The sequence below is a fragment of the Nocardioides pantholopis genome (assembly GCF_003710085.1).
GTDB lineage: Bacteria > Actinomycetota > Actinomycetes > Propionibacteriales > Nocardioidaceae > Nocardioides > Nocardioides pantholopis.
In genome coordinates this window covers 3,919,394-3,933,758 of sequence record NZ_CP033324.1, presented here as the reverse complement: position 1 = coordinate 3,933,758, position 14,365 = coordinate 3,919,394, and the positions used below count along the sequence as shown (strand labels likewise).

At 73.2% G+C, this 14,365-nt stretch carries 14 protein-coding genes; 12 read left to right on the top strand and 2 right to left on the bottom strand.

Going from position 1 to position 14,365, the window contains the following annotated elements; genetic code table 11:
• Positions 1–4 precede the first annotated feature (4 nt).
• From EBO35_RS18755 to EBO35_RS18715, 9 genes are all read left to right on the top strand, one after another.
• Positions 5–856 (top strand): amino acid ABC transporter permease, encoded by an 852-nt coding sequence (locus tag EBO35_RS18755; protein WP_241153777.1) that lies wholly within the window; start codon positions 5–7, stop codon positions 854–856.
• Positions 853–1,590 carry an amino acid ABC transporter ATP-binding protein gene (locus tag EBO35_RS18750; protein WP_122819075.1) on the top strand — a complete coding sequence of 246 codons (738 nt, stop codon included), beginning with the start codon at positions 853–855 and terminating at the stop codon, positions 1,588–1,590. Before EBO35_RS18755 ends, EBO35_RS18750 begins: the two co-directional genes overlap by 4 nt.
• A gap of 262 nt (positions 1,591–1,852) precedes the next feature.
• The gene (locus EBO35_RS18745; RefSeq protein ID WP_122819074.1) at positions 1,853–2,119 is read left to right on the top strand and encodes a hypothetical protein; all 267 of its coding nucleotides are present in this window, start codon (positions 1,853–1,855) and stop codon (positions 2,117–2,119) included.
• A 37-nt stretch (positions 2,120–2,156) separates the two neighbouring features.
• Positions 2,157–3,311 carry a CaiB/BaiF CoA transferase family protein gene (locus EBO35_RS18740; protein WP_122819973.1) on the top strand — a complete coding sequence of 385 codons (1,155 nt, stop codon included), beginning with the start codon at positions 2,157–2,159 and terminating at the stop codon, positions 3,309–3,311.
• Positions 3,312–3,315: 4 nt separating this feature from the next.
• Positions 3,316–4,047, top strand: a complete 732-nt coding sequence (locus EBO35_RS18735; protein WP_122819073.1) for a glutamine amidotransferase — start codon at positions 3,316–3,318, stop codon at positions 4,045–4,047.
• A 49-nt stretch (positions 4,048–4,096) separates the two neighbouring features.
• Positions 4,097–5,521 carry a flavin-containing monooxygenase gene (locus tag EBO35_RS18730; RefSeq protein WP_122819072.1) on the top strand — a complete coding sequence of 475 codons (1,425 nt, stop codon included), beginning with the start codon at positions 4,097–4,099 and terminating at the stop codon, positions 5,519–5,521.
• Between the two features lie 37 nt (positions 5,522–5,558).
• The gene (locus EBO35_RS18725) at positions 5,559–5,753 is read left to right on the top strand and encodes a CsbD family protein (RefSeq protein ID WP_122819071.1); all 195 of its coding nucleotides are present in this window, start codon (positions 5,559–5,561) and stop codon (positions 5,751–5,753) included.
• A gap of 171 nt (positions 5,754–5,924) precedes the next feature.
• Complete coding sequence (locus tag EBO35_RS18720; protein ID WP_241153776.1) at positions 5,925–7,412, top strand: DEAD/DEAH box helicase; 1,488 nt, start codon at positions 5,925–5,927, stop codon at positions 7,410–7,412.
• A gap of 22 nt (positions 7,413–7,434) precedes the next feature.
• The gene (locus tag EBO35_RS18715) at positions 7,435–8,142 is read left to right on the top strand and encodes a CPBP family glutamic-type intramembrane protease (RefSeq protein ID WP_122819070.1); all 708 of its coding nucleotides are present in this window, start codon (positions 7,435–7,437) and stop codon (positions 8,140–8,142) included.
• An 8-nt stretch (positions 8,143–8,150) separates the two neighbouring features.
• On the opposite strand, the gene EBO35_RS18710 is transcribed toward EBO35_RS18715, so the two are convergent.
• Together EBO35_RS18710 and EBO35_RS18705 are read right to left on the bottom strand one after the other, a co-directional pair.
• Complete coding sequence (locus tag EBO35_RS18710; RefSeq protein ID WP_122819069.1) at positions 8,151–9,041, bottom strand: NAD(P)H-binding protein; 891 nt, start codon at positions 9,039–9,041, stop codon at positions 8,151–8,153.
• Positions 9,042–9,115: 74 nt separating this feature from the next.
• Positions 9,116–9,862 (bottom strand): MerR family transcriptional regulator, encoded by a 747-nt coding sequence (locus EBO35_RS18705; RefSeq protein ID WP_122819068.1) that lies wholly within the window; start codon positions 9,860–9,862, stop codon positions 9,116–9,118.
• A gap of 139 nt (positions 9,863–10,001) precedes the next feature.
• On the opposite strand from EBO35_RS18705, the gene EBO35_RS18700 reads away from it, so the two are divergent.
• The 3 genes from EBO35_RS18700 to EBO35_RS18690 all read left to right on the top strand — a co-directional run bounded on the left by EBO35_RS18700 (position 10,002) and on the right by EBO35_RS18690 (position 14,194).
• Positions 10,002–11,213, top strand: coding sequence for an acetyl-CoA C-acetyltransferase (locus EBO35_RS18700; RefSeq protein WP_122819067.1), 1,212 nt, complete (start codon positions 10,002–10,004; stop codon positions 11,211–11,213).
• A 33-nt stretch (positions 11,214–11,246) separates the two neighbouring features.
• Entirely contained in the window at positions 11,247–13,445 is a 2,199-nt protein-coding gene (locus EBO35_RS18695; RefSeq protein WP_122819066.1) for a 3-hydroxyacyl-CoA dehydrogenase NAD-binding domain-containing protein, read from the top strand.
• 77 nt (positions 13,446–13,522) lie between these two features.
• The gene (locus tag EBO35_RS18690; protein WP_122819065.1) at positions 13,523–14,194 is read left to right on the top strand and encodes a histidine phosphatase family protein; all 672 of its coding nucleotides are present in this window, start codon (positions 13,523–13,525) and stop codon (positions 14,192–14,194) included.
• Positions 14,195–14,365 lie beyond the last annotated feature (171 nt).

The following is a 14,365-nucleotide window of genomic DNA, read 5'->3' as shown; positions in this document are numbered from 1 at the left end:
TCGCGTGAGCGGGGCCTGGACGCCTAGCCCCCGGGAGCTCGAGCGCCAGCAGGTCCGGCGCTCGATGCGGCGCCGGTCCACGCTGCTCGCGACCGCGGCGGTCGTGGTGGTCTTCGGGCTGCTGGCCGCCGGGGTGGTCAGCTCCCCGGGCTGGGACCGGTTCACCGAGACGTTCTTCGCCTGGGAGCACGCCAAGGCGTCGTTCCCCGCCATCCTGGGCGGGTTCTGGCTCAACGTCCGGCTGTTCCTGATCTGCGAGGTGCTGATCCTCGTGGTCGGGCTGGCGGTCGCGCTCGCGCGCGGCAGCCGCAGCCCGCTGCTGGCGCCGGTGCGGCTGCTCGCCGTGGTCTACGTGGATCTGTTCCGCGGCGTGCCGACGCTGCTGCTGGTGCTGATGCTCGGCTTCGGGATGCCGGCCCTGCAGCTGCAGGGGATGCCGAACAGCGGCTTCTTCTGGGCCGGCGTGGCGCTGGTGCTCTCCTACGGCGCGTACGTCGCGGAGGTGTTCCGGGCCGGGATCGACTCCATCCACCCCTCGCAGGTCAACAGCGCCTCCGCGCTCGCGCTGAGCCGGGGCCAGACGCTGCGGTTCGTGGTGGTGCCGCAGGCCGTGCGCCGGGTCGGGCCACCGCTGCTCAACGACTTCGTGTCCCTGCAGAAGGACACCTCGCTGGTCTCCGCCGTCGCGGTCTTCGACGCGGTCTTCGCGGCGCGCGACTACACGGCGTACAACTTCAACTACACGCCGTACGTCGTGGTGTCGCTGTTCTTCGTGGCGCTGACGATCCCGATGGCCCGCGCGACCGACTGGCTGGGCCGGCGGGCCCTCGAGCGCGAGCGGGCGGGGGCGCTGTGAGCGCCGCCCCGCTGCTCGAGGTCACCGGGCTGCGCAAGTGCTACGGCGAGCGGGTCGTGCTCGACGACGTGTCGCTGGCGGTGCAGCCCCACGACGTGGTGTGCCTGATCGGGTCCTCGGGGTCCGGCAAGTCGACGCTGCTGCGCTGCCTGAACCTGCTGGAGGACATCGACGACGGCGTGATCCGCCTCGACGGCGAGGAGATCTCCGACCCCCGCATCGACCCGCGGTCGGTGCGGCAGCGGATCGGGATGGTCTTCCAGGCCTACAACCTGTTCCCGCACCTGTCGGTGCTCGACAACTGCACGCTCGCCCCGCAGCGGGTCCACGGCGTACCCCGCCGGGCGGCCGAGGAGCAGGCGCTCGCGCTGCTGGACCGCTTCGGGCTGGCCGACCAGGCCCGCAAGCACCCCGACCGGCTCTCCGGCGGCCAGCAGCAGCGCGTGGCTCTGGTCCGGGCGCTGTGCACCGGCCCGGAGCTGCTGCTGCTCGACGAGATCACCGCCGCCCTCGACCCGGAGCTGGTCGGCGAGGTGCTGGAGATCGTGCGCGCCGAGGCCGTCGCCGGCACCACGATGGTGGTCGCCACCCACGAGATGGGCTTCGCCCGCGAGGTCGCCACCACCGTCTGCTTCCTGCACCAGGGCCGGATCCTCGAGCAGGGCCCGCCCGAGCAGATCTTCACCGACCCGCGCGAGGAGCGGACCCGGCAGTTCCTGCGGCGGGTGCTCTGAGTTCTCGGGTGGGGCCCGGGTGGCTGGGGCTGGGGTCAGCGGGCTCGGGCTGGGGTCAGCGGTGAGCCTGCCACCGTTTGTCAGGGGGTTCGGGGCTTGGCGGTGAGCCTGCCACCGTTTCTCGGCGGCAAAGGGTGGCCAGCTCACCGCTGACCTCGGCAGAGGGTGGCCAGCTCACCGCTGACCCCGGCGGACCCGTGGTCAGCCGCCGACCCGCCACCACGGCCCGGTGTCCCGGCCCGGACGGGGGGTACCGGCACCCATGCGACACGACGCCCTGGCGCTGCTGGGGGTCCGGCTCCTGGCCGGCTGCCTGGCGATGTTCGCTGTGGGGGCGGCGTGGTCGTGGGTCCTCGCGCCGTCCTTCCCGGGCGCGGTCGGAGCGCTGCTGATGCTGGCGAGCGTGCCGGCCATGCTCGCCAGCGGGCCGCGGGGGGCCCAGCCGGACCCGGGGCCGGAGCGCCGGCTCGGCATCGGCGCGCTCGGGGCGGGCCTGTTCACGGTCGGCGTCCTCGCGCTGGCCGGATGAGCCCCCGCGCGAGGGCCGTTCTGCCATGATCACCGCCATGACGTACGAGCTGGGCCAGGGCACGGGTCCGCTGCGCGGCGTGAAGGTCGTCGAGATCGCCGGGATCGGCCCGGCCCCGCACGCGTGCATGATCCTCGCCGACCTCGGCGCCGACGTGATCCGCATCGAGCGGCCCGGCGGCTCGCCGTACGCCGGCGGCCGGGGGGACCTGCTCAACCGTGGCCGCCCGAGCGTGGCCCTGGACCTGAAGAACCCCGAGGCCGCCGCGACCGTCCTGGCCCTGGTCGAGAGCGCCGACGTCCTGGTCGAGGGGCTGCGCCCCGGGGTCACCGAGCGGCTCGGCCTCGGCCCGGACGAGTGCCGCGAGGTCAACCCGCGGCTGGTCTACGCCCGGATGACCGGCTGGGGCCAGGACGGCCCGCTGGCGCACGCGGCCGGGCACGACCTGAACTACATCGCGATCACCGGCGCGCTCCACGGCCTCGGCCAGGACTCGAGCCGCCCGCACTTCCCCAGCAACCTGCTCGGCGACTTCGGGGGCGGCTCGACGTACCTCGTCATCGGCATCCTCGCTGCCCTCCTCGAGGCCCGGCTCAGCGGCGAGGGGCAGGTCGTCGACGCCGCGATCGTCGACGGGACGGCGCACCTGAACGCGATGGCGACGGCGTTCCTCGGCGCCGGGACCCTGCGCGAGGAGCGGGCCGTGAACATGCTCGACGGCGGCATGCCGTTCTACGACCTCTACGAGACCGCCGACGGCCGGCACATGTCGGTCGGCGCCCTGGAGCCCCAGTTCTTCGCGGCCTTCGTGCGGCTGCTCGGCATCGAGGACCGCGCCCCCGGGCAGTTCGAGCTCGAGCGCCACGGGGAGCTGCGCACGCTGATCGCCGAGACGTTCCGGACCCGCACCCAGGCCGAGTGGGTCGAGGTCTTCGAGGGCACCGACGCCTGCGTCGCCGGCGTCCTCCCGATCAGCGAGGCCGTGGACCACCCGCACCTGAGGGCGCGGCAGGTGTTCACCACCCGCGACGGGCTGGTCCAGCCGCAGCCGGCGCCCCGGTTCTCCCGCACCGAGGCGACGCTCGGGACGCCTCCCGCCGAGGCCGGCGAGCACACCCGCGACGCGCTGTCCGCCTGGGGCGTCGACGACGTCGACGGGCTGCTCGCGCGCGGGGCCGCCGTCCAGGCCTGATCCGGTGCTGCCCTTCCTCTTCCTCGGCACCCGCGCGGAGGACCTCGCCGCGGACGGCGAGTACGACGCGGTCCTGCGCTTCAGCGGCCTGCGCGAGCGCGACCTGCGCCGGGTCCGGCTCGAGCGCGCGGAGCTGGGTCCGGTGGACCTGGCGCACTGGTCCGGGATCGTCCTCGGTGGCGGCCCGTTCAACGTCAGCGACCCCGACGAGGCCAAGACCCCGGTGCAGCGCCGCGTGGAGGCCGAGCTGCGGGGCCTGGCCGAGCAGGTGGTCGGCGCGGACTTCCCGTTCCTGGGCGCCTGCTACGGCATCGGCACGCTCGGCGGGCTGCGCGGCGGCGCGGTCGACACGACGTACGCCGAGCCGATCGGCGCCGTCGAGGTCACGCTCACCGAGGCTGGGGCGGCCGACCCGCTGACCGGCGTGCTGCCGCGGGACTTCGCGGCGTTCCTCGGCCACAAGGAGGCGGTACGCCGGATGCCGGAGGGCGCGGTGCTGCTGGCCTCCTCGCCCACCTGCCCGGTCCAGGCGTTCCGACTGGGCAGCCGCGTCTACGCCACCCAGTTCCATCCGGAGCTCGACATCGAGGGGCTGTGCACCCGCATCGACGTCTACCGCCACTACGGGTACTTCGACCCGGCCGGTGCCGATGAGCTGATCGCCGCGGCCCGGGCGGCGGTGGTCAACGAGCCGCCCCGGCTGCTGGCCCGCTTCGTCGAGCTGTTCGCCCGCTGACCGGCTGACCGCCTATTGAACATTCGTCAATAGTCGTTAGCATCGGCCCATGAGCGAGCACGTCGACGTCCTGGTCGTCGGCGCCGGCCTCTCCGGGATCGGCGCCGCCTGCCAGCTGCGCGAGCACCACCCCGGCAAGTCGGTAGCTGTCCTGGAGGCCCGCGGCGCCAGCGGCGGCACCTGGGACCTGTTCCGCTATCCCGGCATCCGCTCGGACTCCGACATGTTCACGTTCGGCTACCGGTGGCGGCCCTGGCCCGGCGACACCGCGCTCGCCGACGGCCGGCTGATCCTGGACTACGTCCGGACCGTCGCGGCGGAGTACGGCGTGGACCGGCTGATCCGCTACGACCACCGGGTCACCCGCGCCGGCTGGGACTCGGCGAGCGCGCGCTGGACAGTGGAGATCGAGGGCCGCGAGCCGATCACCGCGGGCCTGCTGTGGGCGTGCTCGGGCTACTACGACTACGAGAGCGGGCACGCGCCCCAGTTCCCCGGCGCCGAGCGGTTCGCCGGCGAGGTCGTGCGCCCCCAGCACTGGCCCGCGGACCTCGACCACGCCGGCAAGCGGGTGGTGGTCATCGGCAGCGGGGCCACCGCGATCACGCTGGTCCCGGCGCTGGCCGAGACCGCCGAGCACGTCACGATGCTGCAGCGCTCGCCGACGTATGTGCTCTCCCGCCCCGGCCGGGACCCGTGGGCGGTCCGGCTGGGCCGGCTGCCGCAGCGGCTGGCGTACCCGCTGGTGCGGTGGAAGAACATCCTGGTCGCCACCGGCTTCTACCAGCTCGCCCGCCGGCGCCCGGCGGCCGTCAAGCGGCTGATCCGCGAGCAGGTCGCCCGCCAGCTCCCGGACGTCGACGTGGACACGCACTTCCGGCCCTCGTACGACCCGTGGGACCAGCGGCTGTGCTTCGTGCCCGACGGCGACCTGTTCCGAGCGATGCGCCGCGGGAGCGCCGACGTGGTCACCGACACCATCGAGACCTTCACCGAGACCGGCATCCGGCTCACCTCCGGCGCCGAGCTGGCCGCCGACCTGGTCGTGACCGCGACCGGGCTGCGGCTGCTGCCGTTCGGCGGGATCGAGCTCGAGGTCGACGGCGAGCCGGTCACGCTGGCGGACACGATGTCCTACAAGGCGCTGATGCTCAGCGGGGTGCCGAACTTCGTCTACACGATCGGCTACACCAACGCGTCCTGGACGCTCAAGGCCGACCTCGTCAGCGACTACGTCGTCCGGCTGCTGCGCCACCTCGACCGGCGCGGCCTGCGCCGCGTCGTCCCGCGCCGCGACCCGAACGTGGCCGAGCGGCCGTTCATGGACTTCCAGTCCGGCTACGTGCTGCGCGCGCTGGACCGCCTGCCCAAGCAGGGCGACCGGGCGCCGTGGCGGCTGCGGCAGAACTACCTCACCGACGTCCGCACGATCCGGCGCGACCGGATCGACGACGGCGTGCTCGACTTCGCCTGATCGGGTACCGGGTGGCTCCCCGATGCAAGGAGGACCGATGGGACTGAGTGACAAGGCCAAGAACAAGGCCGAGGACCTGGCCGGCAAGGGCAAGGAGTCGGCGGGCCGCGCGAGCGGCGACCGCGACCTCGAGGCCGAGGGTCGCGCCGACCAGGGCGAGGCATCGGTGAAGAACGCCGGCGAGCACGTCAAGGACGCCGCCAAGGACGTCAAGAAGGGGCTGACCTCCTAGTCGCCCCCTCTGTCGCGCGGATCACCCCGCCTCGATGGGGTGATCGCCGGGCCGCACCCCTACAGTGAGGGGTGCGGCCCGTCCAGTCTTGCCTCGGGCCTGCTGCGCTGCCACTCATCGCCGGCGGCGCCCTTCTTCTGGCGAGACACGCCACAGTGAGTGACTTTCTCCTTGTCTTCTGCTTCTGCTGTTTCTTCTTCCCTGCCCACGAACGCCTCGTTCACCGAGGCCGGGGTCCCCGACTACCTGGTCGCGCTGCTCGCCGAGGGTGGCATCACCACCCCCTCGCCGATCCAGGCCGCGACGCTGCCTGACTCCCTCGCCGGCCGTGACGTCCTCGGCCGCGGGCGTACCGGATCGGGCAAGACCTACGCGTTCCTGCTGCCGCTGGTGACCCGGCTGCGCGCCTCCGGCCGCCCGACGGCCGCCAAGCGCCCCCGCGCGCTGATCCTCGCGCCGACCCGCGAGCTCGTCGGCCAGATCCAGGAGGCGCTCGCGCCGCTGGCCAAGGCCGCCGGCCTGACCACGATGACCGTCTTCGGCGGCGTGGGCCAGAACCCGCAGGTCCAGGGCCTGCGCAAGGGCGTCGACATCGTCCTGGCCTGCCCCGGCCGCCTCGAGGACCTGATCGGCCAGGGTCACTGCGACCTCGGCGCCATCGAGATCACCATCCTCGACGAGGCCGACCACATGGCCGACCTGGGCTTCCTGCCCGCCGTACGCCGGATCCTGGACCGCACCCCGTCCGAGGGCCAGCGCCTGCTGTTCTCGGCCACGCTCGACGGCGCGATCAATGTGCTGGTCAAGCGCTTCCTGCACCAGCCGGTCACCCACGAGGCGGACTCGGCCCAGTCGCCGGTCTCCACGATGGACCACCACGTCCTGCACCTGGGCCGCGACCAGCGGGTCCCCGTCCTGGTCGACCTGACCAGCGCCCCCGGGCGCACCGTCGTGTTCACCCGGACCAAGCACGGTGCAAAGGCCCTGGCCCGCCAGCTCAACAAGAGCGGCGTGCCGTCGGTCGAGCTGCACGGCAACCTGTCGCAGAACGCCCGCACCCGCAACATGGAGGCGTTCCACGCCGGCCGCGCGACCACGCTGGTCGCCACCGACATCGCCGCCCGCGGCATCCACGTCGACGACGTCTCGCTGGTCGTGCACGCCGACCCGCCGTCGGAGCACAAGGCGTACCTGCACCGCTCGGGCCGTACGGCGCGCGCCGGCGCCGCCGGCACCGTCATCACGCTGATGACCGACGAGCAGGTCCGCGACGTCCGCGACCTGACCCGGGCGGCCGGCATCAAGCCGACCATCACCCGGGTCGACAACTCGCGCCACCCGATGCTGGCCCAGCTCGCCCCCGGCGAGCGCACCCTGGTCGACGGCGGCCTGGTCATCGAGACCCCGGACGCCCCGGCGGGTCGCTCCGGCGGCGGTGGCGGCGGTGGCCGCGGTGGCAACGGTGGCGGTGGCGGCCGCAACCGTCGCCGCTCCGGCTCGGGCTCGGGCAGCGGCGCCAGCGCCAAGTCCGGCGCCCCGGCGGCCAAGCGGACCGACAAGCCCGCCGGCGGCCGTCGCAGTGGCGGCGGCACGGGCGGCTCCAGCAGCGCGGGGGGCTCGCGGCACACCGCCGCGTCGTTCTCCAGCGGTCGCCGCTGACACTGCTCGTAGGCTCGGGGTGATGATCCCGGCGCGCGATTGGCTGCAGCGTTCGCTGTGGCACGTCGTGCCCCGGGACCACCGCGAGACCGCGTCCGCGCTGCGCCGACGCCAGCTGATCACGCTCGGGTTCGTCCTGGTCGGGGCGCTGGTGCTCGGCGCCTCGCTGCGCATCGAGCCCGGCAACCCGTGGTTCTACCCGGCGACCTTCGGGCTGGCCGGGGTCTGGGCGCTGGGCGCCTTCGCCTCCGGGCCGCTGCACCTGGGGCGGATCCCGTACCGCGACGCGATGGCCCGACCGTGGGTGACCCCGGTCCTGGTCGGCGCCGCCCTCGGCGGGCTCTTCGTCCTCGGCGGCCTGCTCGTGCGCGGCGTCCCGTGGCTCGCCGACGAGGTGGGCTCGGTCCTCGACTACGCCGACCAGGGCTCGGTGCCGCTGCTGGTGGTGATCACGCTCGTCAACGGCGTCGCCGAGGAGCTCTTCTTCCGCGGCGCCGTGTACGCCGCGATCCCGCGCCACCCCGTCGCCTGGACCACGCTGGCGTACGCCGTCGCCACGCTGGCGACCGGCAACCTGATGCTCTCGTTCGCGGCGCTGCTGCTCGGCCTGGTCGTCGGCCTCGAGCGCCGCGCCTCCGGCGGCGTCCTCGCCCCGATCCTCACCCACGTGACCTGGTCGCTGATCATGCTGCTGGTGCTGCCGCTGGTCTTCGGCCAGTCGCCCGGCTGAGCGCGGCCCTACCCGTCCGCCAGCGCCCGCCGCACGGCCTCGGCGTAGCTCAGCGGCTCGCCGGGGACCAGGTCCCGGATGGCGGGGTCGGTGACGACGACCTCGTTGCCCATCGACTCGATCAGGTTCGCGGCGGTGGTGGTGTCGACCCCGGTGACCAGGCGGATCCACCACGACGACAGCACCGGGGTGCCGACGGGGGCCTGCAGGATCGGGAGCCGGCGCCCGGTCATCTCGTGGGCGGCCTGCTGGAGCATCTCAAGGTAGGACAGCTGGTCGGCGCCGCCGATCTCCAGCACCCGGCCCCGGGCCGCCTCGTTGTCGACGACGCCGGCGAGGTAGCGGACCACATCGTCGATCGCGATCGGCTGGGTCCGGGTCGCGGCCCAGCGCGGCACCACCATCGCCGGCAGGTTCTTCACCAGGCGGCGAGTCATCTCCCAGGAGATGCCGCCGGCCCCGACGACGATCGCGGCCCGCAGGACGGTCACCGGGACGCCGCCCTCGCCGAGCACCCGCTCCACCTCGCGGCGCGACCGCAGGTGCGGGGACAGGTCGTCCTCGTCGGAGCCGAGGCCGCCGAGGAACACGATCTGGCGTACGCCGGCGGCGGCCGCCGCCCGCCCGAAGTCCCGCGCCGCGTCGGCGTCGCGACGCTCGAAGTCGCCGGTGTCGAGCGAGTGCACCAGGTAGATCGCGACGTCGGCGTCCTCGAGGGCCGCGGCGACGGTGGGCGGGTCGTGGACGTCGCCGAGGACGGCCTCGCCCGGGCCGGTGTAGCCCTCCGGGCGCCGGGTCATTGCCCGGACCCGGTGACCGGCGTCGAGCAGCTCGGGCACCAGCCGGCGCCCGACGAAGCCGGTGGCGCCCGTGACCAGTACCGTCCGGGGCTCGCTCATGGCGCCACAGTAGGTCGGCCTCCCAGGGCAGGCTCCCTGACGAGCGTCCCGCCGAGCTCCCCGACCAGCGCCGCTCAGGCGCTGTCGGCGTCCCCGGCGCGGCGGGCGCGCTCGGCGATCCGCTCCCGCTTGGTCTCGTCCATCGCGGCCTCGTAGGCGGTCACCAGGCTGGCGATCGAGAGCGGCTTGAGCCGCTCGACCACCTCCTGGATCTTCTCCGAGGACGTGCCGGCGTCGCGGTAGACCGGCCAGACCATGGTCCGGAACAGCTCGTTGAGCTCGGTGGCCATCTGCCGGCCGTGCTCGGCGTACACAGCGGCGGCGGCGACCGCCGCCTCGGTCGGGAAGCCGAGGTCCAGCAGGCCGATGCCGACGCCGAGCTGGGAGGTCGAGACCTCGTAGCGCCCGCGCGTGGTGGGCACGGCGATCCGCAGCGCGGCCAGCGTGGCCAGCTCGGACTCGTCGAGCTCGCGTCCGGCCCGCCGGTCCAGCTCGGCGCGGCTCATCTCGACCGGGTGGTCGGCCTGCCAGGGCGCCAGCATCGTGCGGTGCAGCGCGATGTCCTCGGCGGTCGCGTCGGCGGGAATCGCGGCGACGTACCGCTCGATCGCGGAGAGCGTGAAGCCGTGGCCCTGGAGCTCGCGCACCAGCTCCAGGCGGGCCACATGGTCGGCGGTGTAGTAGCCCGAGCGGCCCCGGCGCAGCGGTGGCGGGACCAGGCCCTTGGTGGTGTAGAAGCGCACGTTGCGCACGCTCATCCCCACCCGCGCGGTCAGCTCCTGCAGCGTCAGCAGCTCCCGGCTCGCGTCGCTGTCGCTCATCCTCACTCCTCCCGGGACCCGGTCAGGGGTCCCGCCTCGGGGTGGCCGCCCTTGACCGTGACACCAATGGTGTCACAATCGGAGGATCACCGCGGTTCCCGATCGGGACCCGACCACCCTCACCTCGCTAGGAACGGTCATGGCAGAAGCATTCGTGTACGACCACCTTCGTACGCCGCGCGGCAAGGGGAAGGCCAGTGGCACCCTGCACGAGGTCAAGCCGATCGACCTCGTCGTCGGCCTCCTCGACGAGATCAAGGTGCGCAACCCGACCCTGGACCCGAACCGCGTCGACGACGTGGTCCTCGGCGTCGTCTCGCCGATCGGCGACCAGGGCGGCGACATCGCCAAGACCGCTGCCCTCGCGGCCGGCTACCCCGACACCGTCGCGGGCGTGCAGCTCAACCGCTTCTGCGCCTCGGGCCTGGAGGCGGTCAACCAGGCCGCCAGCCGGGTGCGCGGCGGCTTCGAGGACCTCATCCTCGCCGGCGGCGTGGAGTCGATGAGCCGGGTGCCGATGGGCTCCGACGGCGGCCCGTGGGCCTCCGACCCCGCCACCGCGTTCCGGACCGACTTCGTGCCGCAGGGCATCGGGGCGGACCTGATCGCGACCATCGAGGGCTTCAGCCGCGAGGACTGCGACGCCTTCGCCGCGGAGTCCCACCACCGGGCCTCGAAGGCCTGGGCGAACGGCTACTTCGGCGACGCGGTGGTCCCGGTCACCGACCGCAACGGCATCACGGTGCTCGACCGCGACGAGACGATCCGCCCGGACACCAGCGTGTCCAGCCTGGCGGGCCTCCGGCCGAGCTTCGCGCAGCTCGGCGCGGACGCGGGCTTCGACGACGTGGCTCTGGCCAAGTACCACTGGGTGGAGCGGATCGACCACGTCCACCACGCCGGCAACTCCTCGGGCATCGTCGACGGCGCGGCGGTGATGGCGATCGGCACCGAGGCCGTCGGCGCCGAGCTCGGCCTGACCCCGCGGGCCCGGATCATCTCCACGGCCGTCTCCGGCGCGGACCCGACGATCATGCTCACCGGCCCGGCCCCCGCGGCCCGCAAGGCGCTGGCGCGCGCCGGCCTCGGCGTCGAGGACATCGACCTGTGGGAGATCAACGAGGCGTTCGCCGCTGTCGCGCTGCGGTTCATGCGGGACATGGGGATCAGCCACGAGGTCACCAACGTCAACGGCGGGGCGATCGCGATGGGGCACCCGCTCGGGGCCACCGGCGCGATGATCCTCGGCACGCTCGTCGACGAGCTGCGCCGCCGCGACCTGCGCCGCGGGCTCGCCACGCTCTGCGTCGGCGGCGGCATGGGCATCGCCACCATCGTCGAGATCGTCTGACCTCCCGTCCCTCCTCGCTGAACAGGACCTCGTATGACCACCAGCACCACCGAGCAGACCGCTGTCCGCTACGAGCGCGACGCGGACGGGATCGTCACGCTGACCCTCGACGACCCGAACCAGTCGGCGAACACCATGAACGACCTCTACATCTCCTCGATGCAGACCGCCGTGGACCGCCTGTACGCCGAGCAGGACGACGTGACCGGCGTCGTGGTCGCCAGCGCGAAGAAGACCTTCTTCGCGGGCGGCGACCTGAAGAAGATGGTCCAGGCGACCCCGGCGGACGCCGCTGACGTCTTCGCGATGGCCGAGGGCGTCAAGGCCGCCCTGCGGCGCCTGGAGACCTACCCGCGCCCGGTCGTCGCCGCGATCAACGGCGCCGCCCTCGGCGGCGGCCTCGAGATCTGCCTGGCCACCAACCACCGCATCGCGCTGGACCACCCTGCGGTCGTCGTCGGCCTGCCCGAGGTCAGCCTCGGCCTGCTGCCCGGTGGCGGCGGCGTCACCCGCATCGTGCGGATGTTCGGGCTCCAGGAGGGCCTGATGGGCTTCCTGCTCGAGGGCAAGCAGCTGAAGGCGGCCCAGGCCCTGGAGAAGGGCCTGGTCGACGAGCTGGTCGCGAGCCCCGAGGAGCTGGTCCCGGCAGCCAAGGCCTGGATCCAGGCCAACCCCGAGGCCGCGCAGAACCCCTGGGACCGGCCCGGCTACAAGATGCCCGGCGGCACCCCGAAGTCGCCGGCGCTGGCGGCGTTCCTCCCGGCGTTCCCGGCGCTGCTGCGCAAGCAGACCAAGGGTGCCCTCTACCCGGCGGCCCGGGCGATCCTCTCGGCCGCGGTCGAGGGCGCCCAGGTCGACTTCGACACCGCGTCGCGCATCGAGTCGCGCTACCTCACCAGCCTCGTGGTCGACCAGGGCTCGAAGAACATGATCCAGGCGTTCTTCTTCGACCTCCAGGCGATCAAGTCCGGGTCGCTGCGCCCGCAGGGCATCGAGCCGTACCGCGCCACGAAGGTCGGCGTGCTCGGCGCCGGGATGATGGGCGCCGGCATCGCCTACGTCTGCGCCCGCGCCGGCATGCAGGTCGTGCTCAAGGACGTCTCGGACGAGAACGCCGCGAAGGGCAAGGCGTACTCGGAGAAGCTCAACGCCAAGGCGGTCAGCAAGGGCCGGCTCACCGAGGAGAAGTCGGCCGAGCTGCTGGGCCGGATCACCGCGACGGCCGACCCGTCGGCACTGGCCGGGTGCGACCTGGTGATCGAGGCGGTCTTCGAGGACCCGGGGCTGAAGGCGAAGGTGTTCGCCGAGGTCGCGCCGTACGTCAACGCGGACGCGCTGCTGTGCTCCAACACCTCGACGCTGCCGATCACCGAGCTGGCCGAGGGCGTGGACCGCCCGGCCGACTTCATCGGCCTGCACTTCTTCTCCCCGGTGGACAAGATGCCGCTGGTCGAGATCATCAAGGGCGAGAAGACCTCCGAGGTCGCGCTCGCGAAGGCCTACGACGTCGTGCAGCAGATCAAGAAGACCCCGATCGTCGTCAACGACAGCCGCGGCTTCTACACCTCCCGGGTCATCGGGTTCATGGTCAACGAGGGCATGGCGATGCTCGCCGAGGGGGTCCGGCCGTGGACCATCGAGCGGGCCACCACCCAGGCCGGCTACCCGGCCCCGGTGCTCCAGCTCTCCGACGAGCTCAACCTCGAGCTGATGGCCAAGATCGCCAAGGCCACCCGCGAGGCCGCCGAGCGCGACGGGCTGGACGTCCCCGAGCACCCCGGCACCGCGGTGGTCGACCGGATGCTCGAGGCGGGCCGACCGGGCCGGCTGCGCGGCAAGGGCTTCTACGAGTACGACGAGTCCGGCAAGCGGGTCACGCTCTGGGAGGGCCTCGCGGAGCTGTTCCCGGTCGCCGAGGTGCAGCCGCCGATCCAGGACTGCCAGGACCGGATGCTGTTCGCCGAGGCGCTGGAGACCGCCAAGTGCTTCGAGGAGGGCGTCATCACCTCGGCGGCCGCCGCGAACATCGGCTCGATCATGGGCATCGGCTTCCCGCCGATGACCGGCGGCGCGGCGCAGTTCATGACCGGCTACCAGGGCGCCGACGGCGAGATCGGCCTGGCCGCCTTCGTCCGGCGCGCCGACCAGCTGGCCGAGACGTACGGCGACCGGTTCCGGCCGACGCAGTACCTGCGCGACCTCGCCGCCTCGGGCGGCTCGTTCCCGGCCTGACCCCCTCCGCAGGTGGTCGAGGCTCGCGCCTCGACCACCTGCGGACCCCCGGCCGGGTGGGCCACTAGCCTCCCCGCATGGGCGTTCTGCTGCTGGTCCGGCACGGTCAGGCCTCGTTCGGAGCCGACGACTACGACGTGCTCTCGCCGACCGGCTGGGAGCAGGGCCGGCTCCTCGGCGCGCACCTGAGCGCCTCCGGCGTACGGCCCACGGCGCTGGTGCGCGGGTCGATGCGGCGCCACCGCGAGACCCTGGAGGCGCTCACGGGCGCGGCGGGGTGGGGCGGGCTCACGGTCACCGAGGACGCCGGCTGGGACGAGTTCGACCACGTCGACGTGCTGGCCCGGCACCCCGACGCCCCCGACGGCGAACTGGACCGCCGTGCCTTCCAGCTGATCTTCGAGCAGGCCACCCGCCGGTGGACCGCCGGCCGGCACGACGCGGACTACCCGGAGACGTACGCCGACTTCCTCGCCCGCGTGCGCGCCTCGCTGTCCGCCGCCGCGACCCGCGCCGGCTCCGGGGAGACCGTCGTCGTGGTCACCTCCGGCGGCGTGATCGCGGCGGTGGCCGCCGGGCTCGTCGACCCCGACGCGGACCGCCTCGGCACCGCCCGGATGTGGGAGCGGTTCAACACCGTCACCGCGAACTCCGCGATCACCCGCGTGGTCGTCGGCCCCACCGGCCCCCGGCTGCTGACCTTCAACGAGCACCCCCACCTCGCCGGGGCGCACCTGACCTACCGTTGAGTCGGGACCTCTGACGGTTGAGTCGGGACCTCTGACGGCCTGGTCGGCCGTGGCGTGGCCGAAACTCCCCACTCGACGGTCTCAACTCCCGACTCAACGGGTTGAAGTCACGACTCAACCAAACGGTATACGCGGTATGCATATCCGGTATACGGTCGGGCCATCCGAGAC

What these genes read in the sequence shown, in the direction of transcription:
- EBO35_RS18730 (WP_122819072.1), top strand. Translation starts at nt 4,097, where the DNA reads ATGAGCGAGCACGTCGACGTCCTGGTCGTCGGCGCCGGCCTCTCCGGG.
- EBO35_RS18705 (WP_122819068.1), bottom strand. Translation starts at nt 9,862, where the DNA reads ATGAGCGACAGCGACGCGAGCCGGGAGCTGCTGACGCTGCAGGAGCTG.
- EBO35_RS18725 (WP_122819071.1), top strand. Translation starts at nt 5,559, where the DNA reads ATGGGACTGAGTGACAAGGCCAAGAACAAGGCCGAGGACCTGGCCGGC.
- EBO35_RS18700 (WP_122819067.1), top strand. Translation starts at nt 10,002, where the DNA reads ATGGCAGAAGCATTCGTGTACGACCACCTTCGTACGCCGCGCGGCAAG.
- EBO35_RS18710 (WP_122819069.1), bottom strand. Translation starts at nt 9,041, where the DNA reads ATGAGCGAGCCCCGGACGGTACTGGTCACGGGCGCCACCGGCTTCGTC.
- EBO35_RS18745 (WP_122819074.1), top strand. Translation starts at nt 1,853, where the DNA reads ATGCGACACGACGCCCTGGCGCTGCTGGGGGTCCGGCTCCTGGCCGGC.
- EBO35_RS18715 (WP_122819070.1), top strand. Translation starts at nt 7,435, where the DNA reads ATGATCCCGGCGCGCGATTGGCTGCAGCGTTCGCTGTGGCACGTCGTG.
- EBO35_RS18695 (WP_122819066.1), top strand. Translation starts at nt 11,247, where the DNA reads ATGACCACCAGCACCACCGAGCAGACCGCTGTCCGCTACGAGCGCGAC.
- EBO35_RS18740 (WP_122819973.1), top strand. Translation starts at nt 2,157, where the DNA reads ATGACGTACGAGCTGGGCCAGGGCACGGGTCCGCTGCGCGGCGTGAAG.
- EBO35_RS18690 (WP_122819065.1), top strand. Translation starts at nt 13,523, where the DNA reads ATGGGCGTTCTGCTGCTGGTCCGGCACGGTCAGGCCTCGTTCGGAGCC.